The following is a 25,941-nucleotide window of genomic DNA, read 5'->3' on the forward strand; positions in this document are numbered from 1 at the left end:
GCGACCATTGAACAAAGCCGCTTTCACTCAGGTGGCTGGCTTGTTTGGGTACCAGCGCGGCGTGTACACCCAATCACCGCCGCCGACCCGCGGAAAAACACAGGTCAGGGATGAGCCGATCAATACCATCGTGCGCATATCGACCTGGTCGGGGGTCAATTGTCCGAGAGTCGTGACGCGCAATGTCTGTCCCGGTCGGCCAATGTCCCGCCCCAACACGACAGGTGTTTGCGGCATACGGTGCCGGGCGACGATTTCAAGCGCCTGGCCCAGTTGCCATGGCCGCGAACGGGAAATCGGGTTGTAGAACGCCAGGGCCAGATCGGCTTGAGCGGCCAGATCCAGGCGTTTTTCGATGATTGCCCAAGGCTTGAGGTTATCGGACAGCGACAGCACGCAGAAATCATGACCCAGCGGTGCGCCGGCCTGGGCGGCCGTCGCCAGCGAGGCGGAAACCCCCGGCAGAATCTCGAGATCAACGTTATGCCAATGGACGTCGGTGGAATCATGCAGCGCTTCCAGCACCGCCGCAGCCATGGCAAAAACCCCCGGATCCCCCGAAGAAACCACCACCACCGAACGCCCCTGGGCTGCCAGTTCGAAGGCGTGACGGGCGCGTTGCATCTCTTCGCGGTTATCGGTGCAATGCAACACCTGATCGGCACGAAACGGCCCGGCCATGCGCACGTAGGTTTCGTAACCCAGCACGTCGGTTGCACGGGCCAGTTCCGCTTTCACGGCCGGCACCATCAATTCGGCGGCGCCCGGCCCGAGGCCGATCACCGCCAGCCGTCCACGCGGGCGGCCGATCTGCGACGGGGCCAGCGGCTGCTCTGCCACCGCAATGGCAACGGTGTCGCTACCGAGCATGGAAACGGGCTGGGCTATGGCAGCACTCAGACGTTCGCCAAGCACCTTCTCAGCGCTGGCAAAACGCAGCGGCACGCCTAATTCAAGCGCCGCTTCGCGCAACCCCGGGCAGGCCATTTCGGTCTCGGGAGCCAACAGGCAGGCCAGCGACTGCACGGCGATTTTTGCCTGATGCAATGCCTCGCGCACCGCCCCCGCGACGTTCACCAGACCAGCATCCACAGCGACCACCACATTGCGCGGGTAGATCAACAATTCGTTGGCCGCGGGTGTCCGTTCGGCATGACTGACATGCACCGCCAATCGGGCCTGTGCATCTTCGGGCAACTGCGCCTGCGCCAGCCACGGGGCCTCACCCTCGATGCGCAGCGTTTCACCGGCGAGCAAATCGGAAACGAAACGCTTGCCCAGTTCCAGATCGCCAAGGGCATAACCGCTGGGCGGGTTGAGCAGGCAAGTGCCAAAACGCAACTCGCCGCTGGTGGTGATCGCCGCAGCGACTTCAAGCACGGCGGCAATCTCCCGCGCCATCACATTCACCCCGCCGAGACCACCCAGCAGTGGAACCACGGCGCTGCCGTCTTCGGCCACCGCCAATACCGGTGGCTCGGCGCCCTTTTCCAGCAACAACGGCGCCAGGGTGCGGATCACAATCCCGGCGGCGCACAGGGCAATGACGGGAGTGCCCTGTTGATAGAGTTCGCGCAGGGTCGCACCGAATTCGTGATAGACCCGATCCGCGCCTTCAACCCGTTCAGCCAGGCCGTGAATCAGCGCATCGGGATAAAATTGTTGAATGCTGCGCGCGGTCGCGAGGCTGCCATTGCCGAGAATGACAATCGCCGGAACTGGACGGGTCATCAGCCTTGCCACCTTTCACCGGGAACGATGATCAACGAGAAGTACGGCGAAGACATCGGCTCGACCTGATCCAGCGGCACGATCTTCTGATTGGCCATGGTTGCGCGTTCGACGTACAGCGCACGCTCGGCCAGGCCGAGTTCTTCCAGCACCTGGCGGACCTTGGGAAAGTTGCGTCCCAGTTTCATGATCACAGCCGCATCGGCATCGGCCAGGCGACGCTTGAGTTCGTCGTGCGGCAGCACACCGGACAACACTGACAGACTCTGATTGCGATACACCAGCGGCGCACCGAGCACCGAGGCTCCGCCGAGCATCGAGCACACGCCAGGCACGACTTCAGCCTGATAACGCTGGGCGAGCCGGTCGTGCAGGTACATGTAGGAACCGTAGAAGAACGGGTCGCCCTCGCAGATCACCGCTACGTCGCGGCCTGCGTCGAGATGCGCGGCCAGTTCGGCGGCAGCGTCATCGTAGAAGTCGCTGATCACTTGCTCGTAGGACAATGGCGCCGGCAAGACTTCGGTGGTCACCGGGTACACCAGTGGCAACAAATTCTGTGCGTCTTGCAGGTGTGCTTCGATGATACCGAAGGCGTTGCCCTTCTTGCCCTTGGCGACGAAGTACGCCACTACTGGCGACTCGCGCAGCAGCCGCAGTGCCTTGACGGTAATCAGTTCCGGATCACCGGGACCTACGCCAAGGCCGATCAAACGTCCAGGTTGCTGCATCATTCGATCTCCGTGGCGAGGGCATTGACGGCGGCGGCAGCCATGGCGCTACCGCCCAGGCGCCCCTGCATGATGACAAACGGCACGCCACGGCTGTCAGCCGCCAGCGCTGCCTTGGATTCGGCGGCGCCGACGAAACCTACAGGGAAGCCGAGGATCAGCGCCGGTTTCGGCGCACCGGCGTCGAGCATTTCCAGCAAATAAAACAATGCTGTCGGGGCGTTGCCGATGACCACCACGCTACCTTCCAGATGGGGACGCCACAGCTCCAGCGCAGCGGCTGAGCGGGTGTTGCCCAGCTCACGGGCCAGTTCCGGAACGCTTTCGTCGCGCAAGGTGCAGATCACCGGATTGTTCGCCGGCAACCGCGCGCGGGTCACGCCTTCGGAGACCATTCGCGCATCGCACAAAATCGGCGCGCCGGCCGCCAGCGCATCACGCCCGGCCTTGCCCGCGCCTTCGGAAAACTGCAAACCGTCGATGGCCTCGACCATGCCGCAGGCGTGAATCACACGGACCGCGAGTTTCTCCAGATCGGCCGGAATTCGGTCGAGGTTGGCCTCGGCGCGAATGATCGCGAAGGAGTTGCGATAGATCTCCTGACCGTCGCGGATGTAATCAAGCATCAAGGGGGCTCCGTGAGCGGGCGTCGAGCAGGGCCGCGACCGCTTCAATAGTAAGGTTGCGTGCGTGCAGCGCGCCGAAACCCGGCTGCGCTGCATCGCGAAAATAGAGATCGTAGTGACCGGGGGCGACGGCCAGCAATGTGACGGGCGCCGTATGCGCGGCGGCGCAGGAACGCGCGCACCCGCTCAAATGCACGCTCGGCGTTTGCCCGTGACGTTGCAGCAATGTAGCCAGTTGCAGGGCATCGCCCTTGGTCTCGGCCAGGCCTTTACCGCAGCCGTTTGAACCGGTGCAGGCGATCAACCGGGACAATGGCTGATCGGCTTCGCACTGCAAGCCCAGACAGTGCAACTGCCGAATGACCTCAGCGGCGTTTTCCGCGCGGATATTGGGCAATAACAGGCTTTGCCAAGGCGTGAAGCGCAGACTGGCATCACCGAACTCCCGTGCCAGTTGTGCCGCACCCCGCAGCATCGCCGGATCGAGCCGTCCCAATGGCGGGACAGCCCCGACATAGACAACACCGGATTCGGCCTGGAGATGCGCGCCGATGTGCAAATCACGGCAACCCCCAACCCGCTGCCAACCGACAACCGCTTGCATCGGTACTCGCTCAGCCAGCCGAAGCAAAACATCCTCGAGCGAATATTCGGCCAGCAAATGACGCATCCGCGTCTGCTCGGGGCGCGCCAGATCAAGGAACAACTCAAGGACCGCGACCACCAGCGCATGCCCGTCAGCGAGTGCAACCGAACCGGCGGGGCTGTCCGTCGGGCATCCCGCCAAACCGAACCCCAACCGTTGCTCGCCGCCTTGCTCAAACGCCGAAAGCCACAGGTCATGGGGATGTTCGAGCATCGCAAGGTCTTCACCGCCATCAAGCTGCACGGCGAACTTGGCACTGAGGTCGTGAAAAACTTCGTGGCTTTGCAATGTGGCGAGGATCTGCCCGGCCAGCGGCCAAGTGTCGAACAGCATGCGCCGGTCGATCCCGGCGCCGGGGCTGAGCATCAGGTTGCGCACATCGTCGCCAGCCGCCGTTCGCGGTCCCAGACCGGCGGCCAGCAGGCTGTCGATCAACGCCGATTGCTCGTTGCCAATTCCGCGGATCTGCAGGTTGGCCCGGTTGGTCGCCTCGATCGCTCCGCTGGCGTAACGCTCGGCCGCAGACGCCACGGCCTCGGCCTGGACGCTGTTGATCGAACCACCGTTCAACTTGATCCGACAGATGCCGCCATCCAGCGCCGGCACAATACGCAGCAACCCCGGGCAAGCCGAGGGGCGTAAGGCAGCGGACAGCGGACGTTCGTTCAAGGCGGACCCGTTCAGGTGGCGAGGCGATTCACGGCGAAAGTGCGCGGTATTATGCCTGCTTTACTTCGCTGCATGAAAAGACTCCGGTCGGGAAGAGAAGGCAGTCAGCTCAAGGAACCCGCGCTATCATGCCGCCCAACAATGTTGAACGCGTGATTGAGGAACGGCATGACCCCCTGGCTGACGGTAGTAGGCATCGGCGAAGACGGTTTCAAGGGCCTGGGCAAGAACGCCCGGCATGCGCTGTTGCGCGCCGCGAAAATCTTCGGCGGCCAGCGGCATCTGGATTTGCTCCCGCCGTGCATACGCGGCGAGCGCCAGCCGTGGCCCAGCCCCTTCTGCCTTGAGTCGCTGCTGTCGCACCGTGGCGAACCCGTTTGTGTCCTGGCCAGTGGCGATCCGATGTTCTTCGGCGTCGGCGCCAGCCTGGCCCGGCAACTCCCCGCCGCCGAGATGCTGGCGCTTCCCGCGCCCTCCTCCTGCTCGCTCGCCGCAGCGCGAATGGGTTGGCCCTTGCAAGACGTGGTTACCCTTTCAGTGGTGGCCCGGCCGGTCGCTGCACTCAACGCCCAGCTGTCCAGCGGCGTGCGCTTGCTGGTATTGAGCAACGACGGCCGCAGCCCCGCCGCCATCGCGGCACTGTTGCGCGAACGTGGTTTTGGCCCCAGCCGTCTCACCGTGCTGGAACACCTGGGCGGCGAAGCCGAGCGGCGTGTCGACAGTATCGCCAGCGACTGGAACGACCCGCTGATCGCCGACCTGAACCTGGTCGCCATCGAATGTATCGCTGAACCGAATACACCTCGCCTGTCCCGACTGGCCGGACTGCCGGACTCCGCCTTCAAGCACGACGGCCAATTGACCAAACGCGATGTGCGCGCCATCACCCTCGCACGTCTGGCCCCGATCCCCGGCGAACTGTTGTGGGATGTCGGTGCCGGCAGTGGCTCGATCGGCATCGAATGGATGCGCACCCACCCCGGTTGTCGCGCACTGGCCATCGAGGCGGATGACGGCCGCCAGGCGCTGATCGAACACAACCGCGATGCCCTTGGCGTTCCTGGCCTGCAGCTGGTTCGTGGCAGTGCGCCGCAGGCCTTGGACGGCCTGGAGCGACCGGACGCGATTTTCATCGGTGGCGGTGTTACCCGTGACGGCGTGCTGGATACATGCTGGGCCGAACTCAAGCCCGGTGGCCGGCTGATTGCCAACGCGGTCACCCTGCAAAGTGAAATGACCCTGATGGCCTGGCGCGAGCAACACGGCGGAGAGCTGACGCGAATTCATATCGCGCAAGCACAACCACTGGGCGACTTCGACACCTGGCGCCAGGCCCTGCCGATTACCTTGCTGGACGTGACGAAGCCTTTCGATGCGTGACGAAACCGCCGAACAACCCGCCCCGCTGCGCAGTGGCCTGACCACCGGCAGTTGCGCCACCGCTACCAGCCTCGCTGCCGCACGCTTGCTGTTGGCCGGTGTAACAGCCGACGCGGTGGACATCGTGCTGCCCAAAGGCAAGCACGTGCAGATGCGCCTGGAGTTCTGCCGCCTCACCGGGGACGGCGCCGAAGCGGGAACCCTCAAGGACGCCGGAGACGATCCCGACGTGACCCATGGCGCCCTGCTCTACTCGCAGGTGCGCCTGAACGCCGAGCCGGGGATTCGCTTCCATGCCGGTCGCGGCGTCGGCACCGTGACCCGGCCCGGGCTGGTGCTGGGGGTCGGCGAACCAGCGATCAACCCGGTGCCACGCAAAATGATCGGCGATCACCTGGCCCGGCTGGCCGACGAACTCGGTTATGCCGGCGGTTTCGACGTGACGGTCAATGTCGAGAATGGCGAGGCACTGGCACTGAAAACCATGAACCCGCGCCTGGGCATCCTTGGCGGACTGTCGATCCTCGGCACCAGCGGCATCGTCCGGCCGTTTTCATGCGCGGCCTACATCGCCTCGATCCACCAGGGCATCGATGTGGCGAAAACCAACGGTTACCTGCACATCGCCGCCTGTACCGGCAACGCTAGCGAAGACACTATGCGCCAGGTCTACAACCTGCCGGAAATTGCCCTGATCGAAATGGGCGACTTCGTCGGTGCCGTACTCAAGCACCTGCGCAAAGTGCCCGTGGACAGGCTCAGCCTGTGCGGTGGATTCGGCAAGATCAGCAAACTGGCGGCCGGGCATATGGATTTGCACAGTCGTCATTCGAGCATCGACCTGCCGCAACTGGCGCAATGGGCCGCGCAGGTCGGTGCCGATACGGCATTGCAGCAAAGCATCCGCGAAGCCAACACCAGCCAGCAGGCATTGGCCATGGCCGCCGCAGCCGGGGTTGCCCTGGGCGACGCAGTCTGTCAGCACGCCCTGGACTTTGCCCGCAGCGTGGTGCCGGCGCAGGTTCAAGTGGAAGTCTTTGCCATCGATCGCCAGGGCGGGATTGTCGGCCATGCAGGCGCTTTCCAATGAAGCGCATCCTGTTGCTCGGCGGTGTGACCGAAGCCCTGGCCATTGCCCGCACGCTGGGGCCGCAGCACATTTACAGCCTGGCCGGTATCGGCCGGGTGCCGACGGACCTGCAATGTCAGATCCGCGTTGGCGGTTACGGCGGTGCCGAGGGTCTGGCGCAATTCATTCGCGATGAAGGTATCGAGCTGCTGGTCGACGCCACTCACCCCTACGCCGCCCAAATCAGCCAGAACGCTGCGACCGCCTCGCGCTTGAGCGGTATTCCCTGCTGGGCGCTACGGCGTCCGGCCTGGCAAGCCCGGGCGGGTGATGACTGGCGGGAAGTTGCCGATTGGGCCGAACTGATCGAAGCTCTGAAACCCTTCCGCCGACCGCTGTTCACCCTCGGCCGCGAGCCCCTGCAACACCTGGATGAAATTCCTGCGGAGCAATTCTGGACCCTGCGCGCGCTGGATATCTATCCGGGCAACGAGCGCTGCGAAGTGATAGGCGCACGGGGACCGTTCCTGATCGACGATGAACGCGAGTTGTTCGAACGGCGAAACATCGACGTATTGATCAGCAAGAACAGTGGCAGCACGGCGACCGAGCCGAAGCTGGAAGTGGCGCGTGAGCGGGGGGTGCCGGTGATTGTTTTAAAGCGCGCCGAATTGCCAAGCGTGGAACGGGAGTTCGATTCGGTCGTAGACCTGTTGCGAGCGATGACAGAGCAGTTTTTAACCTGATTTTTGCGAACGCGTCAGGACGCCTTCGCGGGCTTGCCCGCTCCCACAGTGGACCTCACCGAACACAAGTCCAGGGCTATACAAAGAAACCCTGTGGGAGCGGGCTTGCCCGCGAAGGCGCCATCAGTGGCGACGCAAGGTTGGAACCTACTAATCACTCAGACTTTACGTACAAATCTTTAAGGAACTACTGACTGACCGGCTCAGCAATCAAGTTACGCTTTCGTTTCATGTAAGCAATGTGTCCGAGAACCGAAATGACTGAACAGTTCACCCGTTTCGATGCCGTGCAGTTCCTCAAATCGCCGGATGAAATGGCCGCATATCTTAATGCCTGCTTTGAAGAAGATGTGGGCGATGGCCTCCTGATACGCGCAGCACTCAACGACATAACCCGTGCACAAGGTGCAACACAACTTGACCGTGACGCCGGTACAGCTCGTGAGATTCTGAACAATGTTTAAGCGGTGCTGGCATTCTGGAATTCGCAGCTATGATGAAATCAATGAACGCAACGCGCTGCGACACCAAACCGCACGCCGCGTTTTTACTTATCGGCCCTGATCAGGCTAAATAGCCCGCGCCTGATCGCCCACCCAAACGGATTTTGTCCCATGTCCCGACAACGGCTCGCAATTGCCTGGATAGCCTGCTTCGCAGTGCTGTTCAACCTGCTCGCCATGCCGATGTCCGGAGCGATGGCGCAAACATCGAAGTCACCTGCCGAACAGTTGTTGTGGGGCAGCTTCTGCAGTTCCAGCGGCACCAGGATGGTGGCGACGTCCATCGGCGACCTTGAACAGAAAGCCCCGCAAAACGACGATCATTCCAATATGCAGCATTGCTGGTGCTGCTCGGGTTCTGCGCCATTGGTGGCGTTGCCGGGGCATTCGCCACAGCTGTATTTCGCGCACTTCGAATCCAACCGAAGCCTGCCTGCCACTTCGCTCACCAGCCCGTCACCGCGCCAGCAATGGCCGAGTCTCAACCCCCGCGCGTCCCCTCTGGTGTGATTTTTTCTCGCAATTGACCTGCGTTTTAAATCGTTCCGGAGAACTGCCATGTTGAACAAACTCATCGTTCTGGCTGCGTTGCTGCTGCCTGCCTGCTTTGCCAATGCCCACGAATACAAGGTCGGCACATTGGAAATCGCTCATCCGTGGTCCCAGGAGTTGCCGCCCAATGCGCCCACCGTTGCGGCGTATTTCGTGATCGACAATGAAGGCAAGACCGCCGACCGCCTGCTCAGCGTCGACACCCCCATTGCCGGCGAAGCGCAATTGCATGAGCACGTGATGCAAGGCGACATGATGAAAATGCAGCACGTACCGAGCGTGGAAGTGCCCGCCGGTGGCGAAGTCACTTTCGCACCGATGGCCTATCACGTGATGTTGCTGGGCCTCAAGGACCGCAGCCTGCTGGTCGACGGCAAGCGCTTCCCCATGACGCTGCACTTCGAGAAGGCCGGTGACGTGACGGTCGAAGTCGCGGTGCAGAAGCAGGCGCCGGACGGCATGCAAGCGCACGCGCACAATCCGTAATCGCCTGAGCTGAAAACGCCCATGCGCCCGCTTAGCGCCAGGTCATCCAGGCCACGCAGTCAGGCATCGAGCCTGACACGCGGCAGCTGGATCAGCCTGTTCGCCATGCTGATGATTTTTATCGGTCCGCTGATTTCCCAGTCGATGCCGATGGATTCGCGCGCCATGTCGATGAGCATGCCTGCGGGTATGAGCATGGACATGCCGGCGATGGAGCATGCCGAGCATGGCACGCAAGCCACCGCCGAGCATTGCCCGCCTGCCCCGGGTCAGCATGTGCTGTGGGAAAAGTGCGGCTATTGCGGCCTGTTGTTCAACTGCCCGGCGCTGACCGGTGGCGTGTCCTTCGCCAACTTCGTCATTGCACCCGTCAACACCTTCACCGCGCCCTCGCCACGCCTGGGTCATGCCCGGCAGACCTTCTTCCCCGGCGCCCGCACCCGCGCCCCGCCTTCCGTCGCGTAAACCCCCACCTCCGATCTCACACGGTCCGCCAGACAACCACAGCAACCTGTGGGAGCGGGCTTGCTCGCGAAAGCGGTGTGCCAGGCGACATCAGTGTTGACTGACACTCCCTCTTCGCGAGCAAGCCCGCTCCCACAGGGATTGCGCAGGCTGCCGGCCGTGTCGTTTACGACTGTTCGATGGAAGTTGTCATGTCCAGGTTTTCTGCTGCCCCGTGCTTGAACGCTGCCCAAGCCTCTTTTGCCCTGAACGAATCCTGCATTCGTTTCAGGCACGCCACCGCGATCCTGTGCGGTGCTTTGCTGGCGCCTTCCGCGCTGGCCGATGAACACGCCGGTCACACTGAAGAACTGAGCCCGACGGTGATTACCGCCGTTGCTCCCAGCTCGCCATTGACCATCGTCACCAACCCCAAGGACCCGCGCCAACCGGTGCCGGCCAGCGACGGCTCGGATTATCTGAAAACCATTCCGGGTTTCGCCCAGGTGCGCAACGGCGGCACCAACGGCGACCCGGTGCTGCGCGGCATGTTCGGCTCGCGGCTGAACATCCTCACCAACGGCGGCATGATGCTGGGCGCCTGCCCGGGCCGGATGGACGCCCCGACCTCCTACATTTCGCCGGAAACCTACGACAAGCTCACCGTGATCAAAGGCCCGCAAACCGTGCTCTGGGGACCGGGCGCTTCGGCCGGCACCATCCTGTTCGACCGCGAGCCGGAACACTTCGGCGAGCTCGGAACACGGGTCAACGCCAGCGTGCTGGCCGGCTCCAACGGGCGCTTCGACAAACTGGTGGACGCCGCTGCCGGCGGGCCACTGGGCTACGTGCGGGTGATCGGCAACACCGCACATGCAGACGACTATCAGGATGGCAACAACGACACCGTCCCATCGCGCTACGACAAATGGAACGGCGACGTCGCACTCGGCTGGACCCCGGATACCGATACCCTGCTGGAGCTGACCGCCGGCAAGGGTGACGGTGAAGCGCGCTACGCCGGGCGCAGCATGGACGGTTCGCAGTTCCTGCGCGAAAGCCTCGGCCTGCGCTTCGAGAAATCCAGCATCGGCGATGTGCTGGACACGGTCGAGGCGCAGGTCTACTACAACTACGCCGACCACGTGATGGACAACTACACCCTGCGCACGCCGTCCGGCACCGGCATGATGGCCGGCCCCATGGCCTCCAACGTCGACCGACGCACCCTCGGCGCACGGATCAAGGCCACCTGGCGCTGGGCTGATGTGCAGCTGATCAGCGGCATCGACGCACAGACCAACGAGCATCGCCAGCGCGGTGCCATGGGTGTCGACACCTACAAGGACCTGCCCTACACCAAGGATGCCGACTTCCATAACTACGGTGTGTTCGGTGAACTGACCTGGTACGCAGCGGACCGTGACCGCTTGATCAGCGGCGCACGCCTGGACCGCGCCTCGGCCAAGGACTATCGGCAGACCATCGGCTCGGGAATGATGACCCGCCCGAATCCGACCGCCGATGACACCCGCGCCGACACCCTGCCAAGCGGCTTCATCCGCTACGAGCACGACCTGGCCGACAGCCCGACCACCTTGTATGCGGGCTTCGGTCACACCCAGCGGCTCCCGGATTACTGGGAGCTGTTTTCACCCAAGTCCGGCCCCGCCGGTTCGGTGAATGCCTTCGATTCGATCAAACCGGAAAAAACCACCCAGCTCGATTTCGGCCTGCAATACAAGACCGAAACACTCGAAGCCTGGGCCTCGGGTTATATCGGGCAGGTGCGCGATTACATCCTGTTCAACTACACCCCGACAATGATGGGCACGACCTCGCAAGCCGAGAACATCGACGCACGAATCATGGGCGGCGAACTGGGCGCCGCGTACAGCCTCACTGAACACTGGAAAGCCGACGCGACCCTGGCCTACGCCTGGGGCAAGAACAGCAGCGATGGCTCTGCATTGCCGCAGATGCCGCCGCTGGACACCCGTTTCGGCCTGACCTACAGCGAAGACAACTGGAGTGCCGGCGCACTGTGGAGAGTGGTCGCCGCACAAAACCGTATCGACCAGAACAAGGGCAACGTGGTCGGCAAGGACTTCGGCAAGACGCCGGGGTTCGGCGTGTTCTCCCTCAACGGTGCCTATCGGATCAACAGCCACTGGAAGGTCAGCAGCGGCGTCGACAACCTGTTCGGCAAGGCTTACGCCGAGCACTTGAACCTGGCAGGGAACGCAGGTTTCGGCTACCCGGCCAATGACCCGCAAGCCATCAAGGAGCCGGGGCGCACGTTCTGGACCAAGGTGGACATGAGCTTTTAAGAGCATCGCGGGCAAGCCCGCTCCCACATGGACAATGTTGAACCTGTGGGAGCGGGCTTGCCCGCGATCGGTTGCGCAGCAACCGTAAAACAAACAACTAAAAAATCCAGCCAAGCGGAGCACACGTGATGAAACAGCCCAAAGTGAATTTCTACAACCTGGCCTGGCGCTGGCATTTCTATGCCGGATTGTTCGTTGCGCCATTCATGGTGATGCTGGCCCTGACCGGCACCATCTACCTGTTCAAGCCGCAACTCGATTCGCTGATGTACAGCAGCCTGCTCAACGTGCCGGCCGGTCATCACACTATCGCGGCCGACGACTTGCTCAAGCGGGTGAAAGATGCGTATCCCCAGGCAACGATCAAACAGTACCTGCCACCGGTCAATGCCGAACGCAGCGCCCAGTTTGTCGTACTCACCGGCGGCAACGAGCTGAACGTTTTTGTCGATCCGTACCACGGCGACATCCTTGGCGAGCAAGACGCCAAGAAGAACCTGCAAGCCATTGCGCGCGCGATTCACGGCGAGCTGATGATCGGCACCGTCGGCGATCGGATGATCGAACTGGCCGCCGGTTGGGGTGTGGTGCTGGTGGTTTCCGGGGTATTCCTGTGGTGGCCGCGCGGTCAGGCCGCCGGCATTCTGTGGCCACGCCTGAGCAGTCGCGGGCGGGTGCTGTGGCGTGACTTGCATGCCGTCACCGGATTCTGGGGCGCCTCACTGCTGCTGGTGATGCTGCTCAGCGGCATGACCTGGACCGGCTTCTGGGGCCAGCAATACGCGGCCGTGTGGAACGTCTTTCCGGCGGCAATGTGGGACAACGTACCGAAGTCCGACGTCGAGGCGCGCAGCCTCAACAGCGCCACCCGCCAGACCGTGCCCTGGGCCATGGAAAACACGCCGATGCCAATGTCCGGCGACCACGCCGAACACATGGCCCACGATGGCGCGCAAGCCGGCCCGGCCGCACCGACCATCAGCCTGCAGGACGTGCAAAACATCGCCACCCAAAGCAAGGTCGAGCCTGGCTACAGCGTCACCTTGCCAACGACCGCCACCGGTGTGTTCACCATCGCCGTGTTCGCCGATGACCCGCGCAATGACGCCACGTTGCACATCGACCAGTACACCGGCAAGGTCCTTGCCGATGTGCGTTACGAGCAATATGGCGCCGTCGCCCGCGCCACGGAAATCGGCGTGATGCTGCACGAAGGCAAGATGTTCGGCACGCTCAATCAGCTCATCGTGTTGCTGATCTGCCTGATGATCCTGCTCAGCGCGGTCAGCGGAGTGGTGATCTGGTGGAAGCGTCGTCCGCAAGGAAAACTCGGCGTACCGCCGCTGCGTCACGACCTGCCGAAATGGAAAACCGCCATGGTGATCATGTTCGCCCTCGCGGTGGCCTTCCCGTTGGTGGGCGCTTCACTGGTGGTGGTGTGGGTGCTGGATCGTGTGCTGCTGTCGCGTTTTACCCGGCAGACTGAGAGTGCCTCATCTTCATCATGAAACAGCTGAGATGCGCGGGGCTCAAGGGGCTGTAAACTCCCCCCCGCGTCACCCTCTCTCGGGCCCCATCGCTGGCAAGCCAGCTCCTACAGAATGTGCACAACCCCTGTAGGAGCTGGCTTGCCAGCGATGAGGCCATCAGCATCACCTCAAGAGCCACTGCATGACCTCGCTGAACCTCGCAAACATTTCCTGGACGCCCCTGGGCCACGGCCATTGCCACCACCAATTCCAGCTGCGCGATGCCTCCGTGCACGTGGCCGCGGGTGAGTTCGTCGGGTTGATCGGCCCCAACGGCAGTGGCAAGACCAGCCTGTTGCGTTGTGCCTGGCGCTTCAGCAAACCGGAGCACGGCGAGGTCAGGCTCGATCACCAGAATGTCTGGAAACAGTCTTCACGCTGGTGTGCGCAACGCATCGCCGTGGTCTTGCAGGAGTTCCCCGACGCCTTTGGCCTGACCGTCGAGGAAGTGGTCGCCATGGGCCGCACGCCACACAAAGGTCTGTTCGATGGCGATACGCTCGAGGACTCGACACTCATTCATCAGGCGCTGGAGGCCGTCGGCCTCAAGGGCTTCGATGACCATGAGTTCGCCACCCTCTCAGGCGGAGAAAAACAGCGGGTAATCCTCGCCCGCGCCCTGGCCCAGCAACCGCAACTGCTGATCCTCGACGAGCCGACCAACCACCTCGACCCACGCTATCAGCTTGAGCTGTTGAAGTTGGTCAGGCGCTTGAACATCGGCACCCTGGCGAGCATCCACGACCTCAATCTGGCGGCGGCTTTTTGTGATCGCCTGTATGTGATCAACCATGGGCGCATCGTCGCCAGCGGCACACCGCAAGAGGTGCTCACCGCCGCTCTGCTGCGCAATGTGTTTGGCGTCGAAGCGCTTATTGATGACCATCCGCTGCACGGCTACCCACGAATCACCTGGATAACCCAACCATGAATTTGCGTTCCCTGCTGCGCTCCGGCCTCTGCCTCGTGATGCTGTCGGTCTGCGCCCAGGCCCTGGCCGAAGCCACCCATTACCCGCTGACAGTCAAAAGCTGCAACCGCGAAGTGACCTTCACGCAAGCACCGCAACACGCCCTCAGCCACGACATCAACATGACCCAGATGATGCTCGCCCTCGGCCTCAAGCCACGGATGGCCGGCTACAGCGGCGTCAGTGGCTGGAAGGCCGTGACACCCGACATGCAGTCGCTGCTCGACGGTCTGCCGGAGCTGGCGGCCAAGTACCCGTCGGTGGAAACCCTGCTCGATGCCAACGTCGATTTCCTCTTCGCCGGTTGGGACTACGGCATGCGGGTCGGCGGCGATCTCACTCCGCAAACCCTGCAGCCGCTGGGCATCAATGTGTATGAGCTGAGCGAATCCTGCGCCTTCGTGATGAAGCGCCCACCGGCCAGCCTCGAAGACACCTACAACGACCTGCGCAACCTCGGCAGGATCTTCGACGTGCAGGACCGCGCCAACGCCCTGGTCGCCCACATGCAGGCGCAAGTGGCGGACATTCGCAAAACCCTGCCCGCGCAAAGACCGCGGGTCTTCCTGTACGACAGCGGGGAAGACCGGGCCATGACTTCAGGCCGCCTGGGCATGCCGCAAGCGCTGATCGACGCCGCTGGCGGGCGTAACGTCCTGGAGGATGTCGACGCAAGCTGGACCCGGGTCAACTGGGAAAGCGTGGTCGAACACAATCCGCAGGTGATCGTGATCGTCGACTACAGCGAAATCACCGCCGAACAGAAGATTCAGTTCCTGCTGGCCAACAAGGCCTTGCAATCGGTGGAAGCGATCAAGCAGCGGCGCTTCATCGTCATCCCGTACGTGCAGGCCACGCCGGGCATCGATAACGTGCTGGCAGTCGCCACCCTGGCCAAGGGTTTCCACAGCGAATGAACAACCGTCGCTACGCCCTGTTGCTGATCGTCCTCGGTGCGCTGTTGCTGATGTCGTGCGTGGTGTCCCTGGGTTTCGGCCCGGCGCGGGTACCGCTGGACGTGGTGTGGCGCATCCTGCTGCACAAGCTGTTCGGCTTCGGTGTGCCGCACTGGAGCCCCGGGCAGGAGCATATCGTCTGGCTGATCCGTGTCCCGCGCATGCTGCTCGGCGCGTTGGTGGGCGCCGGGCTGGCTTTGATCGGCGCGGTGCTGCAAGCGGTGACGCGCAATCCGCTGGCTGACCCGCATTTACTCGGCGTCACGTCCGGCGCGACATTGGGCGCAGTGATCGTGGTGTTGCATGTCGGAGAAATCGTTGGCCTGCTGACCTTGCCGATCGCGGCCTTCATCGGTGCACTGCTGAGCATGTTAGTGGTGCTGATGATCGCCAGCCGCCACGGTCGCCTCGACAGTGATCGTCTGTTGTTGTGCGGCGTGGCGGTGTCATTCGTGATGATGGCGATCGCCAATTTGTTGCTGTTCCTGGGCGACCATCGAGCCAGTTCGGCGGTGATGTTCTGGATGCTCGGCGGACTCGGGCTGGCGCGCTGGGAATTGCTGGCGGTACCGACAGCCAGTGTGTTGTTCGGGCTGGTCTTGCTGCTGGGCATGGCGCGACCGTTGAATGCGCTGATGGCCGGTGAGCAGACGGCAGTGACCCTGGGCCTGAATGCGCGCACTGTGCGCCTGCGGGTATTTCTGATTGCATCGCTGATGACCGGGGTCTTGGTGTCGATCAGCGGCTCGATCGGTTTTGTCGGGCTGATGGTGCCGCACATCGCGCGGCGACTGGTCGGGGCTGAACACCGAAGAGTGCTGCCGGTGTGCGTGTTGCTCGGCAGCGTGTTTCTGGTCTGGGTCGACGTCGCTGCCCGGACGATGATTGCTCCGGAGGACTTGCCTATCGGGGTGGCCACGGCGGCGATTGGCGGGTTGTTCTTCATCGGCTTGATGCGACGTCGTTAACACCATGTTTAATTAAAATAAACTTCAAAACTGCATGTATGCCTGGAAAAACCTCGTATTGAGTTAGTACTTAACAAATCCATTACCACGCTCATACTCCGCTCCCGCGAGTTGAATAATAAAAAACACTCGCGCACTTCAATGACGATTATTCCTACATCTTAATCGTCACAACTCCTACAAGAGCGGAAAGAGGTAACCATGTTCAAAAAACTCATCATATCCATCGCACTTGTTTCAACGCCTGCATGGGCAGCCAAGCCACCCTTTACTGGCGTTGACCACAGCGGCCGATATCAATGCACCGGAATGGACAGCCATATCGGTGCGTTTGAAGGTGTTGTCGACATGAAACTCAATGCCGAACAAAGTACCGGCGAACATGGCGCCTACGGTTTTACCCTGACATTACTCGACAACTCCCGGTATGACGGGTTTGCCGCCGCCAACTCGAGCTCCCTGGCGATTTACTTTGCCCATACGGATCCGTCGCTCAAGGACTACGGTGTCGGAATTGCGAACTTCGCTTCCACGCCTGACGGAAAAACTTCATTCACCAAGTACTATTACGGCCCGGAGTACGAAGGTGGCGGGCATGGTTTTGAAACTTGCATCAAAAGCTGAGCTGATGCGCCGCTGACCTTGTGGGAGCGGGCTTGCTCGCGAAAAGGGTGTGTCAGACAACATAAATGGCAACTGAAACACCGCTTTCGCGAGCAAGCCCGCTCCCACAATTGATCGATGCTGCCCGCCCCAATCTGGCGCAACTCCTCGCACCAATACGCCTGCCGCGATCCTTCCTGGTGCGCCATCAATCCGCACAACCGCTCTAAAACGCCATTCCCGTACCTTTCCCCGACCGGGCACAGCCCTTGCTAAAGACCCTTCAGTAGTCCGCATCTGCCAACCAAGAAAACTCATAAGTTCATGGAGATCGCACAATGAAGCGTCGCAGTTTGATCAAGGCTTTCACTCTCTCGGCATCCATTGCCGCAATGGGCATGACCTGGACCGTCCAGGCCGCCGAGACCATCAAGGTCGGTATTCTGCATTCGTTGTCCGGGACCATGGCGATCTCCGAAACGTCGTTGAAAGACATGGCGCTGATGACCATCGACGAGATCAACGCCAAGGGCGGCGTGAACGGCAAGATGCTGGAACCGGTGGTGGTCGACCCGGCGTCGAACTGGCCGCTGTTCGCCGAAAAGGGTCGTCAGTTGCTGACCCAGGACAAGGTCGCCGTGGTGTTTGGCTGCTGGACTTCGGTGTCGCGCAAATCGGTGCTGCCGGTGTTCGAAGAGCTCAATGGCCTGTTGTTCTACCCGGTGCAGTACGAAGGCGAAGAAATGTCGCCGAACGTGTTCTACACCGGCGCCGCGCCGAACCAGCAAGCGATCCCTGCCGTTGAATATCTGATGAGCGAAGAAGGCGGCAGCGCCAAGCGCTACTTCCTGCTCGGCACCGACTACGTCTACCCGCGCACCACCAATAAGATCCTGCGCTCGTTCCTGCATTCCAAAGGTGTGGCCGACAAGGACATCGAAGAGGTCTACACCCCCTTCGGTCACAGCGATTACCAGACCATCGTCGCCAACATCAAGAAGTTCTCGGCGGGCGGCAAGACCGCCGTCATCTCCACCGTCAACGGCGACTCCAACGTGCCGTTCTACAAAGAGCTGGCCAACCAGGGCCTGAAAGCCACCGACGTTCCGGTCGTGGCGTTCTCGGTGGGCGAAGAAGAACTGCGTGGCATCGACACCAAGCCACTGGTGGGCAACCTCGCCGCGTGGAACTACTTCGAGTCGGTGGAGAACCCGGTGAACAAGAAGTTCGTCGATGACTGGAAAGCCTACGCCAAGAAACACAACCTGCCGGGCGCCGACAAAGCGGTGACCAACGACCCGATGGAAGCCACCTATGTCGGCATCCACATGTGGGCGCAAGCCGCCGAAAAAGCCAAATCCACCGACGTCGACAAAGTCCGCGAAGCCTTGGCCGGCCAGACCTTTGCCGCGCCGTCCGGCTACACACTGACCATGGACAAGACCAATCACCACCTGCACAAGCCGGTGATGATCGGTGAAATCCAGTCTGACGGTCAGTTCAACGTGGTGTGGCAGACCGAAGGACCGATCCGTGCACAACCATGGAGCCCGTTCATCCAGGGCAACGACAAGAAGCCGGAGTATGCGGTGAAGAGCAATTAAGCCACAGGATGTCGGGCCCGGGCATGGAGCCCGGGCCGACACAATACCTGTAGGAGCTGGCTTGCCAGCGATCAGCACCACACGGCTCTGCCTGATGGACCGCCATCGCCGGCAAGCCGGCTCCTACAGGGTCCGCGCATGACCAGGACATTTGACATGCCCACCGCCCTTTACCGCTTCATCCTCGCCCTCGCACTGCTGTTGCCGATGGCCACCCACGCCGGCGACGCCGAAGACTTCGTCGCCGCCAATTCCGTGCAGCAAGCCAAACTCCTGGAAACCTGGGCCGCGCAGCCCGATCCGGCCCGTATCGAATTGATCAATGCCCTGCAGCAAGGCGAACTGACTATCGACGGGCAACCGAAAACCCTGCGCCTGAACAACCGCCTGCGGGGTCTGATCGACTCGGCCCTGGCCAGTCATCAGTTGCTCGCCGCCGACGCCAAAATCCGTCTGGCCGCCGCGCAGCAACTGCAGAAGAGTGCCAAACCGGCGCAGTTGAAATTCCTCGACCGGCAACTGGCGGGCGAAACGGATGAAGGCGTCCACGCCGCCCTCAGCCTGGCCCTGGCCAATCTGCAACTGGTCGACGGCGATCCGGCCGTGCGCCTCGCTGCCGTGCGCCTTCTCGGTGAAACCGGCGATCCGCTGGCCCGTACTCGTCTCGAAAGCCTGCTGGAGCCGGGCGTTGAAACCGATGCGATGGTGCGCACCGCCGCTGAAACCAGCCTCGCCCAGGTCAAGCGCAAACTGCTGGTCGGCGAGATGCTGGGCCAGGCGTTTAGCGGCATGTCCCTCGGTTCGATCCTGCTGCTCGCGGCATTGGGCCTTGCGATCACCTTCGGCCTGCTCGGCGTGATCAACATGGCTCACGGCGAGATGCTGATGCTCGGTGCCTACTCGACTTACGTGGTGCAACTGATGTTCCAGCGCTTCGCCCCGCAGGCCATCGAGTTCTATCCATTGATCGCGCTACCCGTGGCATTTTTTGTCACCGCCGCCATCGGCATGGCGCTGGAGCGCACGGTGATTCGCCACCTCTATGGTCGCCCGCTGGAAACCCTGCTCGCCACCTGGGGCATCAGCCTGATGCTGATCCAACTGGTTCGCCTGCTGTTCGGCGCGCAGAACGTCGAAGTGGCCAACCCGGCCTGGCTGTCGGGCGGGATTCAGGTGTTGCCCAATCTTGTGCTGCCCTACAACCGCATCGTCATCATTGCCTTTGCACTGTTTGTAGTGGTGCTGACCTGGCTGCTGCTGAACAAGACGCGCCTGGGCCTGAACGTGCGAGCGGTCACCCAGAATCGCAACATGGCCGCCTGCTGCGGCGTGCCCACCGGGCGCGTGGACATGCTCGCCTTCGGTCTTGGCTCGGGCATCGCCGGCCTCGGTGGCGTGGCCCTGAGCCAGATCGGCAACGTCGGCCCGGACCTCGGCCAGAGCTACATCATCGACTCGTTCCTGGTGGTGGTGCTCGGCGGTGTCGGCCAGTTGGCCGGTAGCGTGCTGGCGGCGTTCGGCTTAGGGATAGCCAACAAGATTCTCGAACCGCAGATCGGTGCGGTGCTCGGCAAGATCCTCATCCTCGCGCTGATCATTCTGTTCATCCAGAAACGTCCGCAAGGCCTCTTCGCACTCAAAGGACGGGTGATCGACTGATGAACCAGCCCCTGATGCTCAAGGCCACCCAAAAGGCCGGCCCGAAAGTCACGATTGCCGTCGGTGCGGTGATCCTCGTTCTATTGCTGGCGTTGCCGCTGCTGTCGCTGTTGCCGGCGGACAGCACGCTGCACGTATCCGCCTACACGCTGACCCTGGTGGGCAAAATCCTCTGTTACGCCATTGTCGCGTTGGCCCTCGATCTGGTCTGGGGCTACGCCGGTCTGCTGTCCCTCGGTCACGGCCTGTTCTTCGCCCTTGGCGGTTACGCGATGGGCATGTACCTGATGCGCCAGGCCTCGGGCGATGGCCTGCCGGCGTTCATGACCTTCCTGTCCTGGACCGAAATGCCCTGGTTCTGGACCGGCACCAGCAGCTTCCTCTGGACCCTGTGCCTGGTGGTATTGGCCCCCGGGCTGCTGGCGTTGGTGTTCGGCTTCTTCGCCTTCCGTTCGCGGATCAAGGGCGTGTACTTCTCGATCATGACCCAGGCCCTGACCTTCGCCGGCATGTTGCTGTTCTTTCGCAACGAAACCGGTTTTGGCGGCAACAACGGCTTCACTAACTTCCGCACGATTCTCGGCTTTGGCATCACCGAGCCGGGCACCCGCGCGGTGTTGTTTTTCGCCACGGTGCTGTTGCTGGTGGCGAGCCTGTACATCGGCTGGCGCCTGGCGCAGAGCAAGTTCGGTCGGGTGCTGACCGCACTGCGCGATGCGGAGAACCGCCTGATGTTCTGCGGCTACGATCCGCGCGGGTTCAAGCTGTTTGTCTGGGTACTGAGCGCGGTGTTGTGTGGCCTGGCCGGTGCGCTGTACGTGCCGCAAGTCGGCATCATCAACCCGAGCGAGATGTCGCCGACCAACTCGATCGAAGCCGCCGTATGGGTCGCCCTCGGTGGGCGCGGCACGCTGATCGGTCCGTTGCTCGGCGCCGGCGTGGTCAACGGCATGAAGAGCTGGTTCACCGTGGCCTTCCCCGAGTACTGGCTGTTCTTCCTCGGCGCGCTGTTCATCGTCGTGACCCTGTACCTGCCCAAAGGCGTAATCGGTCTGCTGAAGAAAAGAGGTGAATCATGAGAGTCACGGCAACCGCTGAATTCATGCTCGAACCGGCATTTTTTCCCGTAGAACCCAACAAGGACGCCGGCAGCAGCCGTGACGCCATCGGTCTCGGCCAGCGCGCCGGCAAAGGCCTGAATACACGCCACGGCACCATCCTGACCCTGGAAGACATCAGCGTCAGCTTCGACGGCTTCAAGGCGCTGAACGATTTGAACCTGTACATCGGCGTCGGCGAACTGCGCTGCATCATCGGCCCCAATGGCGCGGGCAAGACCACGCTGATGGACGTGATCACCGGCAAGACCCGTCCCGGCCACGGCAAGGCCTGGTTCGGCGAAACCCTGGACCTGACGCAAATGAGCGAAGTGCAGATCGCCCAGGCCGGCATCGGGCGCAAGTTCCAGAAGCCGACGGTGTTCGAAGCCTTGAGCGTGTTCGAGAACCTGGAACTGGCGCAGAAAACCGACAAGTCGGTGTGGGCCAGCCTGCGGGCGCGCTTGAATGGCGAGCAGAAAGACCGTATCGCCGAGGTGCTGGAAACCATTCGCTTGACCAGCTCGGTCAATCGCCCGGCCGGCCTGCTGTCCCACGGCCAGAAGCAGTTCCTGGAGATCGGCATGCTGCTGATGCAGGACCCGCAATTGCTGCTGCTCGATGAGCCCGTGGCGGGCATGACCGACGCCGAAACCGAATTCACCGCCGAACTGTTCAAGCGCCTGGCCGGCAAGCACTCGCTGATGGTCGTGGAACACGACATGGGCTTCGTCGGCTCGATTGCCGACCACGTCACCGTGTTGCATCAGGGCAGCGTGCTGGCCGAGGGCTCACTGGAGCAGGTGCAGGACAACGAACGGGTGATCGAGGTGTATCTCGGTCGCTGAGGTTGCGAATACAAACCCTGTGGGAGCTGGCTTGCCAGCGATAGCGATGGATCTTTCGACATTGATGTTGAATGTCATGGCCTCATCGCTGGCAAGCCAGCTCCTACAAGGGATTGAGGGGAATTTGAACATGCTCCAAGTCGAAAAACTGCACCAGTACTACGGCGGAAGCCACATCCTGCGCGGCCTGACGTTTGACGTGAAAGTCGGCGAAGTCACCTGCCTGCTCGGGCGTAACGGCGTGGGCAAGACCACCCTGCTCAAATGCCTGATGGGCCTGCTGCCGGCCAAAGAAGGCGCGGTCAATTGGGAAGGCAAGCCGATCACCACGTTCAAACCGCACCAGCGTGTGCATGCCGGCATTGCCTATGTCCCGCAGGGCCGGGAGATCTTCGGCCGCCTGACCGTCGAGGAAAACCTGCTGATGGGCCTGTCGCGTTTTCCGGGCAGCGAAGCGAAGGAAGTCCCGGCGTTTATCTACGAACTGTTCCCGGTGCTCTTGCAAATGAAGCAGCGGCGCGGTGGCGACCTGTCCGGTGGCCAGCAACAGCAACTGGCCATCGGCCGCGCGCTGGCCAGTCGCCCTCGCCTGCTGATCCTCGACGAACCCACCGAAGGCATCCAGCCGTCGGTGATCAAGGAGATCGGTGCCGTGATCAAAAAACTCGCGGCCCGGGGTGACATGGCTATTCTGCTGGTGGAACAGTTCTACGATTTCGCCGCCGAACTGGCTGACCAATACCTGGTGATGTCCCGGGGCGAAATCGTGCAACAGGGGCGCGGTGAAAACATGGAAGCAGAAGGCGTGCGTGGGCTCGTTACCATCTGAGGCGTCACGGTCCGCTCCATTTGACTAGGCACCAACTTGTCGCGCCGAAGCTGCGGCCGTGCACGATATTGGTGCACCCCAACACTCAACAGCCACCTCCTGCCTGAAAATCCTTGCGGCACAGCCTTTGCAAACATCCTGACGACCTCTCGACAAGCATTGACTATGACTCTTCCGGCTTCAGGCGTTTTGTTCACCCCCAGTTGGCACGCCGAACTGGAACTGGGCTACGCCCGATTCGACAACACCACGCGCCCGGTCCAGCGCCGGCACAAAGGCCCGCTGCGGGTACAAAAACACCTGTATGCCGAAGGGCCGGAAGTCTGCCAGCACATCATCGTCCACCCACCCGGAGGTATCGCCGGCGGCGATCGACTGGACATTTCTGCCAGCGTCGAGGGCGATGCCTGGGCGCAAATCACCAGCCCCGGTGCGGCCAAGTGGTATCGCGCCGCTGGTCCCGCCTATCAGCAGCTGAATCTGAAGGTGGCGGCCGGTGCAACACTGGAATGGCTGCCCCAGGAGACGATCATTTTCAGTGCGGCCCAGGCTGAACTCAGCACCTCCATCGACCTTGAAGGCGATGCGCGTTTGTTCTACTGGGACGTCGTGGCCCTGGGCCGCCCGGCCAGTGGCGAGCGCTTCGACGTTGGGCATTTCCAGGCACGACTGGATGTGCGCCGCGACGGCCAGTTGCTCTGGCATGAACGTCAGCGCATTGTCGGAGCGGACGGTTTACTTGATTCGCCCATCGGACTGGATGGGCAACCGGTGTTTGCCACGTTATTGGTGACGGGTGAGATCGATAGCGAACTGCTGGAGCGCTGCCGCTCGCTGCCCAACAACGTGCGCGGGGATTTGACCCAGTTGCCGGGGTTGCTGGTTGCACGGTGCCTGGCGAGTGAGGCGTTGTTGGCGCGGGGCTGGCTGATTGATTTGTGGCGATTGCTTAGGCCAGCGCTGCTGGGTCGCGAGGCCGTGCCACCCAGAATATGGAACACCTGAACACCGATCCCTTGTAGGAGCTGGCTTGCCAGCGATGCTTTTGGCGGCCTTGAGGTCCCCATCGCTGGCAAGCCAGCTCCTACAGGTTATGTATTTACAGATCCGAATATTTTTTATCTGCCCGGATGGACGCCAACAATGGACCTGACCCCACGCGAAAAAGACAAGCTGCTGATCTTCACCGCCGGCCTGGTGGCCGAGCGGCGTTTGGCGCGCGGCGTGAAGCTCAACTACCCGGAAGCCATGGCCTACATCTCCGCGGCCCTGCTCGAAGGCGCCCGTGACGGCCAGACCGTGGCCGACCTGATGCACTTCGGCACCACCCTGCTGACCCGCGAACAAGTGATGGAGGGTATCCCGGAAATGATCCCGGAAATCCAGGTCGAGGCCACCTTTCCCGACGGCACCAAACTGGTCACCGTCCACCAACCCATCGCCTGAGGCCGCGCCATGACTTACCACATCCGCGATGCCGAGCATGCCGATCTGCCGGCCATCCGCGACATCTACAACGACGCGGTGCTCAACACCACCGCGATCTGGAACGAGCAAGCGGTCGATCTCGACAACCGCCAGGCCTGGTTCAGCGCCCGGCAAACCCAGCGTTATCCGATTCTGGTGATTGTCGATGCCGACAACTCGGTGCTCGGTTACGCCTCGTTCGGCGACTGGCGCCCCTTCGACGGTTTCCGCCACACCGTCGAGCACTCGGTCTACGTGCGCAGTGACCAGCGTGGCAACGGCCTCGGCCCGAAACTGATGGTAGCGCTGATCGAACGCGCCAAAGACTGCGGCAAGCATGTGATGGTCGCCGCCATCGAAAGTGGCAACGCTGCGTCCATTCGTTTGCACGAGCGCATCGGCTTCGTGACCACCGGGCAAATGCCCCAGGTCGGTACCAAGTTCGGCCGCTGGCTGGACCTGACCTTCATGCAACTGACCCTCAACCCCGGCGCGCAACCGCCGAGCGTCAACCAGGAGTAATGCCCGATGAACGCCGCCCAACTGCGACGCGTCAACGTTGAAAGCTTTGCGCACTATCGTCAGGGCCTGATCGACCTGCTGCTCGATGCCGTCGGTTATGGCGCCAGTGTCGGCTTCATGGCCGGCCTCGATGCGACCCAGGCCCACGCCTATTTCGATGAGGTCCAGGACAACCTGAACAAGGGCAATCTGTTGCTGTGGGTGGTGGTCAAGGACGAACAGGTGCAGGCCAGCGTGCAATTGGGTTTGTGCCAGAAAGCCAACGGCCTGAACCGCGCCGAAGTGCAAAAGCTGCTGGTGCGCGAACATGCCCGGCGTCGCGGCCTGGGCCAGCAACTGATGAGCGCTCTGGAGGCGGCCGCCCTGCAGCACAAGCGCGGCATGCTGTACCTCGACACCGAGGCCGGTTCGCCTGCCGAAGCCTTCTACCAATCGCTGGGCTATACCCGTGCCGGTGAAATCCCCGACTACGCCTGCGACCCGAGCGGCCGCTACAAACCGACCGCCCTCTACTACAAGATTCTTCAGGGGGCCCATTGATGATTCCCGGTGAATACCAGATCCAGTCCGGCGACATCGAACTCAACGTCGGCCGCCGCACGATCAGCCTGAAGGTGGCCAACAGTGGTGATCGGCCGATCCAGGTCGGCTCGCACTACCATTTTTTCGAAACCAACGACGCCCTGGCGTTCGACCGTGCCGCCAGTCGCGGCATGCGCCTGAACATCCCGGCCGGCACGGCGGTGCGTTTCGAACCGGGGCAGAGTCGCGAGGTGGAGTTGGTGGATTTGGCGGGGCATCGGCGGGTGTTCGGGTTTGCCGGCAGGATCATGGGTGATCTCTAAGTCATGCAGCGCCAGTGCCGACCCCTTCGCCGGCAAGCCGGCTCCTACAGGGAATCGCATTGATGTAGGAGCTGGCTTGCCAGCGATAGCGAGCAACGCGAGCGGTCTCAAACTCAATTGAATTGCAAGGC

Annotated in this window: 27 protein-coding genes and 1 pseudogene; 24 read left to right on the forward strand and 4 right to left on the reverse strand. The window is 62.1% G+C overall.

Translation table 11 applies throughout. The annotated features are described in order from the left end of the window. Positions 1-27: 27 nt before the first annotated feature. From cobJ to cobG, 4 genes are read right to left on the reverse strand one after another with little or no spacing between them, the layout of a single operon-like run. Positions 28-1,731, reverse strand: coding sequence for a precorrin-3B C(17)-methyltransferase (cobJ, locus tag AB7M25_RS27160; protein WP_454238220.1), 1,704 nt, complete (start codon positions 1,729-1,731; stop codon positions 28-30). Continuing rightward, positions 1,731-2,462, reverse strand: a complete 732-nt coding sequence (locus AB7M25_RS27165) for a precorrin-2 C(20)-methyltransferase (RefSeq protein WP_429382811.1) — start codon at positions 2,460-2,462, stop codon at positions 1,731-1,733. Before AB7M25_RS27165 ends, cobJ begins: the two co-directional genes overlap by 1 nt. After that, positions 2,462-3,088 (reverse strand): precorrin-8X methylmutase, encoded by a 627-nt coding sequence (locus AB7M25_RS27170; protein ID WP_007979603.1) that lies wholly within the window; start codon positions 3,086-3,088, stop codon positions 2,462-2,464. Before AB7M25_RS27170 ends, AB7M25_RS27165 begins: the two co-directional genes overlap by 1 nt. Continuing rightward, positions 3,081-4,403, reverse strand: a complete 1,323-nt coding sequence (gene cobG, locus AB7M25_RS27175) for a precorrin-3B synthase (RefSeq protein ID WP_454238221.1) — start codon at positions 4,401-4,403, stop codon at positions 3,081-3,083. Before cobG ends, AB7M25_RS27170 begins: the two co-directional genes overlap by 8 nt. 168 nt (positions 4,404-4,571) lie before the next feature. Here cobG and cbiE point away from each other — a divergent pair, with 168 nt between their 5' ends. The 24 genes and pseudogenes from cbiE (at position 4,572) to AB7M25_RS27295 (ending at position 25,931) form a co-directional block, all read left to right on the forward strand. After that, positions 4,572-5,783: a precorrin-6y C5,15-methyltransferase (decarboxylating) subunit CbiE gene (cbiE, locus tag AB7M25_RS27180; protein ID WP_454238222.1), complete on the forward strand. Its 1,212-nt coding sequence runs from the start codon at positions 4,572-4,574 to the stop codon at positions 5,781-5,783. After that, positions 5,776-6,873, forward strand: coding sequence for a cobalt-precorrin-5B (C(1))-methyltransferase (locus AB7M25_RS27185; RefSeq protein ID WP_454238223.1), 1,098 nt, complete (start codon positions 5,776-5,778; stop codon positions 6,871-6,873). The genes cbiE and AB7M25_RS27185 overlap by 8 nt, the downstream gene beginning before the upstream one ends. Beyond that, positions 6,870-7,598 (forward strand): cobalt-precorrin-6A reductase, encoded by a 729-nt coding sequence (locus AB7M25_RS27190; RefSeq protein WP_454238224.1) that lies wholly within the window; start codon positions 6,870-6,872, stop codon positions 7,596-7,598. Before AB7M25_RS27185 ends, AB7M25_RS27190 begins: the two co-directional genes overlap by 4 nt. Positions 7,599-7,855: 257 nt before the next feature. After that, a pseudogene (locus AB7M25_RS27195) lies at positions 7,856-8,175 on the forward strand (addiction module antidote protein). A gap of 37 nt (positions 8,176-8,212) precedes the next feature. Beyond that, positions 8,213-8,611, forward strand: coding sequence for a DUF2946 domain-containing protein (locus tag AB7M25_RS27200; protein WP_033048371.1), 399 nt, complete (start codon positions 8,213-8,215; stop codon positions 8,609-8,611). A gap of 48 nt (positions 8,612-8,659) precedes the next feature. Next, on the forward strand, positions 8,660-9,139 hold the full coding sequence (locus AB7M25_RS27205) for a copper chaperone PCu(A)C (protein WP_007979618.1): 480 nt from the start codon (positions 8,660-8,662) through the stop codon (positions 9,137-9,139). Between the two features lie 21 nt (positions 9,140-9,160). Further along, positions 9,161-9,604: a DUF2946 domain-containing protein gene (locus AB7M25_RS27210; protein ID WP_429561333.1), complete on the forward strand. Its 444-nt coding sequence runs from the start codon at positions 9,161-9,163 to the stop codon at positions 9,602-9,604. A gap of 191 nt (positions 9,605-9,795) precedes the next feature. After that, positions 9,796-11,913 (forward strand): TonB-dependent copper receptor, encoded by a 2,118-nt coding sequence (locus AB7M25_RS27215; protein ID WP_454238225.1) that lies wholly within the window; start codon positions 9,796-9,798, stop codon positions 11,911-11,913. Positions 11,914-12,041: 128 nt separating this feature from the next. Next, a complete protein-coding gene (locus AB7M25_RS27220; RefSeq protein WP_454238226.1) occupies positions 12,042-13,421 on the forward strand; it encodes a PepSY-associated TM helix domain-containing protein in 1,380 nt (459 codons plus the stop codon). 163 nt (positions 13,422-13,584) lie between these two features. Then, complete coding sequence (locus AB7M25_RS27225) at positions 13,585-14,373, forward strand: ABC transporter ATP-binding protein (RefSeq protein WP_429518817.1); 789 nt, start codon at positions 13,585-13,587, stop codon at positions 14,371-14,373. Beyond that, a complete protein-coding gene (locus AB7M25_RS27230; RefSeq protein WP_429382436.1) occupies positions 14,370-15,329 on the forward strand; it encodes an ABC transporter substrate-binding protein in 960 nt (319 codons plus the stop codon). The genes AB7M25_RS27225 and AB7M25_RS27230 overlap by 4 nt, the downstream gene beginning before the upstream one ends. Beyond that, positions 15,326-16,336 carry a FecCD family ABC transporter permease gene (locus AB7M25_RS27235; protein WP_429382438.1) on the forward strand — a complete coding sequence of 337 codons (1,011 nt, stop codon included), beginning with the start codon at positions 15,326-15,328 and terminating at the stop codon, positions 16,334-16,336. Before AB7M25_RS27230 ends, AB7M25_RS27235 begins: the two co-directional genes overlap by 4 nt. A gap of 201 nt (positions 16,337-16,537) precedes the next feature. Continuing rightward, on the forward strand, positions 16,538-16,960 hold the full coding sequence (locus AB7M25_RS27240; protein WP_104451514.1) for a hypothetical protein: 423 nt from the start codon (positions 16,538-16,540) through the stop codon (positions 16,958-16,960). Between the two features lie 317 nt (positions 16,961-17,277). Next, positions 17,278-18,543, forward strand: coding sequence for an urea ABC transporter substrate-binding protein (gene urtA / locus AB7M25_RS27245; protein WP_007979634.1), 1,266 nt, complete (start codon positions 17,278-17,280; stop codon positions 18,541-18,543). A gap of 156 nt (positions 18,544-18,699) precedes the next feature. Further along, positions 18,700-20,202 carry an urea ABC transporter permease subunit UrtB gene (gene urtB / locus AB7M25_RS27250; RefSeq protein ID WP_429382441.1) on the forward strand — a complete coding sequence of 501 codons (1,503 nt, stop codon included), beginning with the start codon at positions 18,700-18,702 and terminating at the stop codon, positions 20,200-20,202. Further along, entirely contained in the window at positions 20,202-21,281 is a 1,080-nt protein-coding gene (gene urtC / locus AB7M25_RS27255) for an urea ABC transporter permease subunit UrtC (protein WP_429382443.1), read from the forward strand. The genes urtB and urtC overlap by 1 nt, the downstream gene beginning before the upstream one ends. Next, positions 21,278-22,147 (forward strand): urea ABC transporter ATP-binding protein UrtD, encoded by an 870-nt coding sequence (gene urtD, locus AB7M25_RS27260; RefSeq protein WP_104451518.1) that lies wholly within the window; start codon positions 21,278-21,280, stop codon positions 22,145-22,147. Before urtC ends, urtD begins: the two co-directional genes overlap by 4 nt. 130 nt (positions 22,148-22,277) lie before the next feature. After that, positions 22,278-22,976, forward strand: a complete 699-nt coding sequence (gene urtE, locus AB7M25_RS27265) for an urea ABC transporter ATP-binding subunit UrtE (protein ID WP_007979642.1) — start codon at positions 22,278-22,280, stop codon at positions 22,974-22,976. Positions 22,977-23,141: 165 nt separating this feature from the next. Beyond that, positions 23,142-23,981: an urease accessory protein UreD gene (locus tag AB7M25_RS27270; RefSeq protein WP_454238381.1), complete on the forward strand. Its 840-nt coding sequence runs from the start codon at positions 23,142-23,144 to the stop codon at positions 23,979-23,981. 138 nt (positions 23,982-24,119) lie between these two features. Beyond that, on the forward strand, positions 24,120-24,422 hold the full coding sequence (locus AB7M25_RS27275) for an urease subunit gamma (RefSeq protein WP_007945249.1): 303 nt from the start codon (positions 24,120-24,122) through the stop codon (positions 24,420-24,422). Positions 24,423-24,431: 9 nt separating this feature from the next. After that, on the forward strand, positions 24,432-24,965 hold the full coding sequence (locus AB7M25_RS27280) for a GNAT family N-acetyltransferase (protein ID WP_104451520.1): 534 nt from the start codon (positions 24,432-24,434) through the stop codon (positions 24,963-24,965). 6 nt (positions 24,966-24,971) lie between these two features. Beyond that, positions 24,972-25,505 carry a GNAT family N-acetyltransferase gene (locus AB7M25_RS27285; RefSeq protein WP_104451521.1) on the forward strand — a complete coding sequence of 178 codons (534 nt, stop codon included), beginning with the start codon at positions 24,972-24,974 and terminating at the stop codon, positions 25,503-25,505. Next, a complete protein-coding gene (locus tag AB7M25_RS27290) occupies positions 25,505-25,810 on the forward strand; it encodes an urease subunit beta (RefSeq protein WP_429382447.1) in 306 nt (101 codons plus the stop codon). The genes AB7M25_RS27285 and AB7M25_RS27290 overlap by 1 nt, the downstream gene beginning before the upstream one ends. Beyond that, entirely contained in the window at positions 25,800-25,931 is a 132-nt protein-coding gene (locus AB7M25_RS27295; protein WP_454238227.1) for a hypothetical protein, read from the forward strand. Before AB7M25_RS27290 ends, AB7M25_RS27295 begins: the two co-directional genes overlap by 11 nt. Positions 25,932-25,941: the final 10 nt, after the last annotated feature.

Source organism: Pseudomonas sp. AP3_22 TE3818, assembly GCF_053628995.1.

Coding starts and splice junctions, on each gene's coding strand:
- cobJ (WP_454238220.1), bottom strand. CDS start 1,731: ATGACCCGTCCAGTTCCGGCGATTGTCATTCTCGGCAATGGCAGCCTC.
- AB7M25_RS27165 (WP_429382811.1), bottom strand. CDS start 2,462: ATGCAGCAACCTGGACGTTTGATCGGCCTTGGCGTAGGTCCCGGTGAT.
- AB7M25_RS27170 (WP_007979603.1), bottom strand. CDS start 3,088: ATGCTTGATTACATCCGCGACGGTCAGGAGATCTATCGCAACTCCTTC.
- cbiE (WP_454238222.1), top strand. CDS start 4,572: ATGACCCCCTGGCTGACGGTAGTAGGCATCGGCGAAGACGGTTTCAAG.
- AB7M25_RS27185 (WP_454238223.1), top strand. CDS start 5,776: ATGCGTGACGAAACCGCCGAACAACCCGCCCCGCTGCGCAGTGGCCTG.
- AB7M25_RS27190 (WP_454238224.1), top strand. CDS start 6,870: ATGAAGCGCATCCTGTTGCTCGGCGGTGTGACCGAAGCCCTGGCCATT.
- AB7M25_RS27200 (WP_033048371.1), top strand. CDS start 8,213: ATGTCCCGACAACGGCTCGCAATTGCCTGGATAGCCTGCTTCGCAGTG.
- AB7M25_RS27205 (WP_007979618.1), top strand. CDS start 8,660: ATGTTGAACAAACTCATCGTTCTGGCTGCGTTGCTGCTGCCTGCCTGC.
- AB7M25_RS27210 (WP_429561333.1), top strand. CDS start 9,161: ATGCGCCCGCTTAGCGCCAGGTCATCCAGGCCACGCAGTCAGGCATCG.
- AB7M25_RS27215 (WP_454238225.1), top strand. CDS start 9,796: ATGTCCAGGTTTTCTGCTGCCCCGTGCTTGAACGCTGCCCAAGCCTCT.
- AB7M25_RS27220 (WP_454238226.1), top strand. CDS start 12,042: ATGAAACAGCCCAAAGTGAATTTCTACAACCTGGCCTGGCGCTGGCAT.
- AB7M25_RS27225 (WP_429518817.1), top strand. CDS start 13,585: ATGACCTCGCTGAACCTCGCAAACATTTCCTGGACGCCCCTGGGCCAC.
- AB7M25_RS27230 (WP_429382436.1), top strand. CDS start 14,370: ATGAATTTGCGTTCCCTGCTGCGCTCCGGCCTCTGCCTCGTGATGCTG.
- AB7M25_RS27235 (WP_429382438.1), top strand. CDS start 15,326: ATGAACAACCGTCGCTACGCCCTGTTGCTGATCGTCCTCGGTGCGCTG.
- AB7M25_RS27240 (WP_104451514.1), top strand. CDS start 16,538: ATGTTCAAAAAACTCATCATATCCATCGCACTTGTTTCAACGCCTGCA.
- urtA (WP_007979634.1), top strand. CDS start 17,278: ATGAAGCGTCGCAGTTTGATCAAGGCTTTCACTCTCTCGGCATCCATT.
- urtB (WP_429382441.1), top strand. CDS start 18,700: ATGCCCACCGCCCTTTACCGCTTCATCCTCGCCCTCGCACTGCTGTTG.
- urtC (WP_429382443.1), top strand. CDS start 20,202: ATGAACCAGCCCCTGATGCTCAAGGCCACCCAAAAGGCCGGCCCGAAA.
- urtD (WP_104451518.1), top strand. CDS start 21,278: ATGAGAGTCACGGCAACCGCTGAATTCATGCTCGAACCGGCATTTTTT.
- urtE (WP_007979642.1), top strand. CDS start 22,278: ATGCTCCAAGTCGAAAAACTGCACCAGTACTACGGCGGAAGCCACATC.
- AB7M25_RS27270 (WP_454238381.1), top strand. CDS start 23,142: ATGACTCTTCCGGCTTCAGGCGTTTTGTTCACCCCCAGTTGGCACGCC.
- AB7M25_RS27275 (WP_007945249.1), top strand. CDS start 24,120: ATGGACCTGACCCCACGCGAAAAAGACAAGCTGCTGATCTTCACCGCC.
- AB7M25_RS27280 (WP_104451520.1), top strand. CDS start 24,432: ATGACTTACCACATCCGCGATGCCGAGCATGCCGATCTGCCGGCCATC.
- AB7M25_RS27285 (WP_104451521.1), top strand. CDS start 24,972: ATGAACGCCGCCCAACTGCGACGCGTCAACGTTGAAAGCTTTGCGCAC.
- AB7M25_RS27290 (WP_429382447.1), top strand. CDS start 25,505: ATGATTCCCGGTGAATACCAGATCCAGTCCGGCGACATCGAACTCAAC.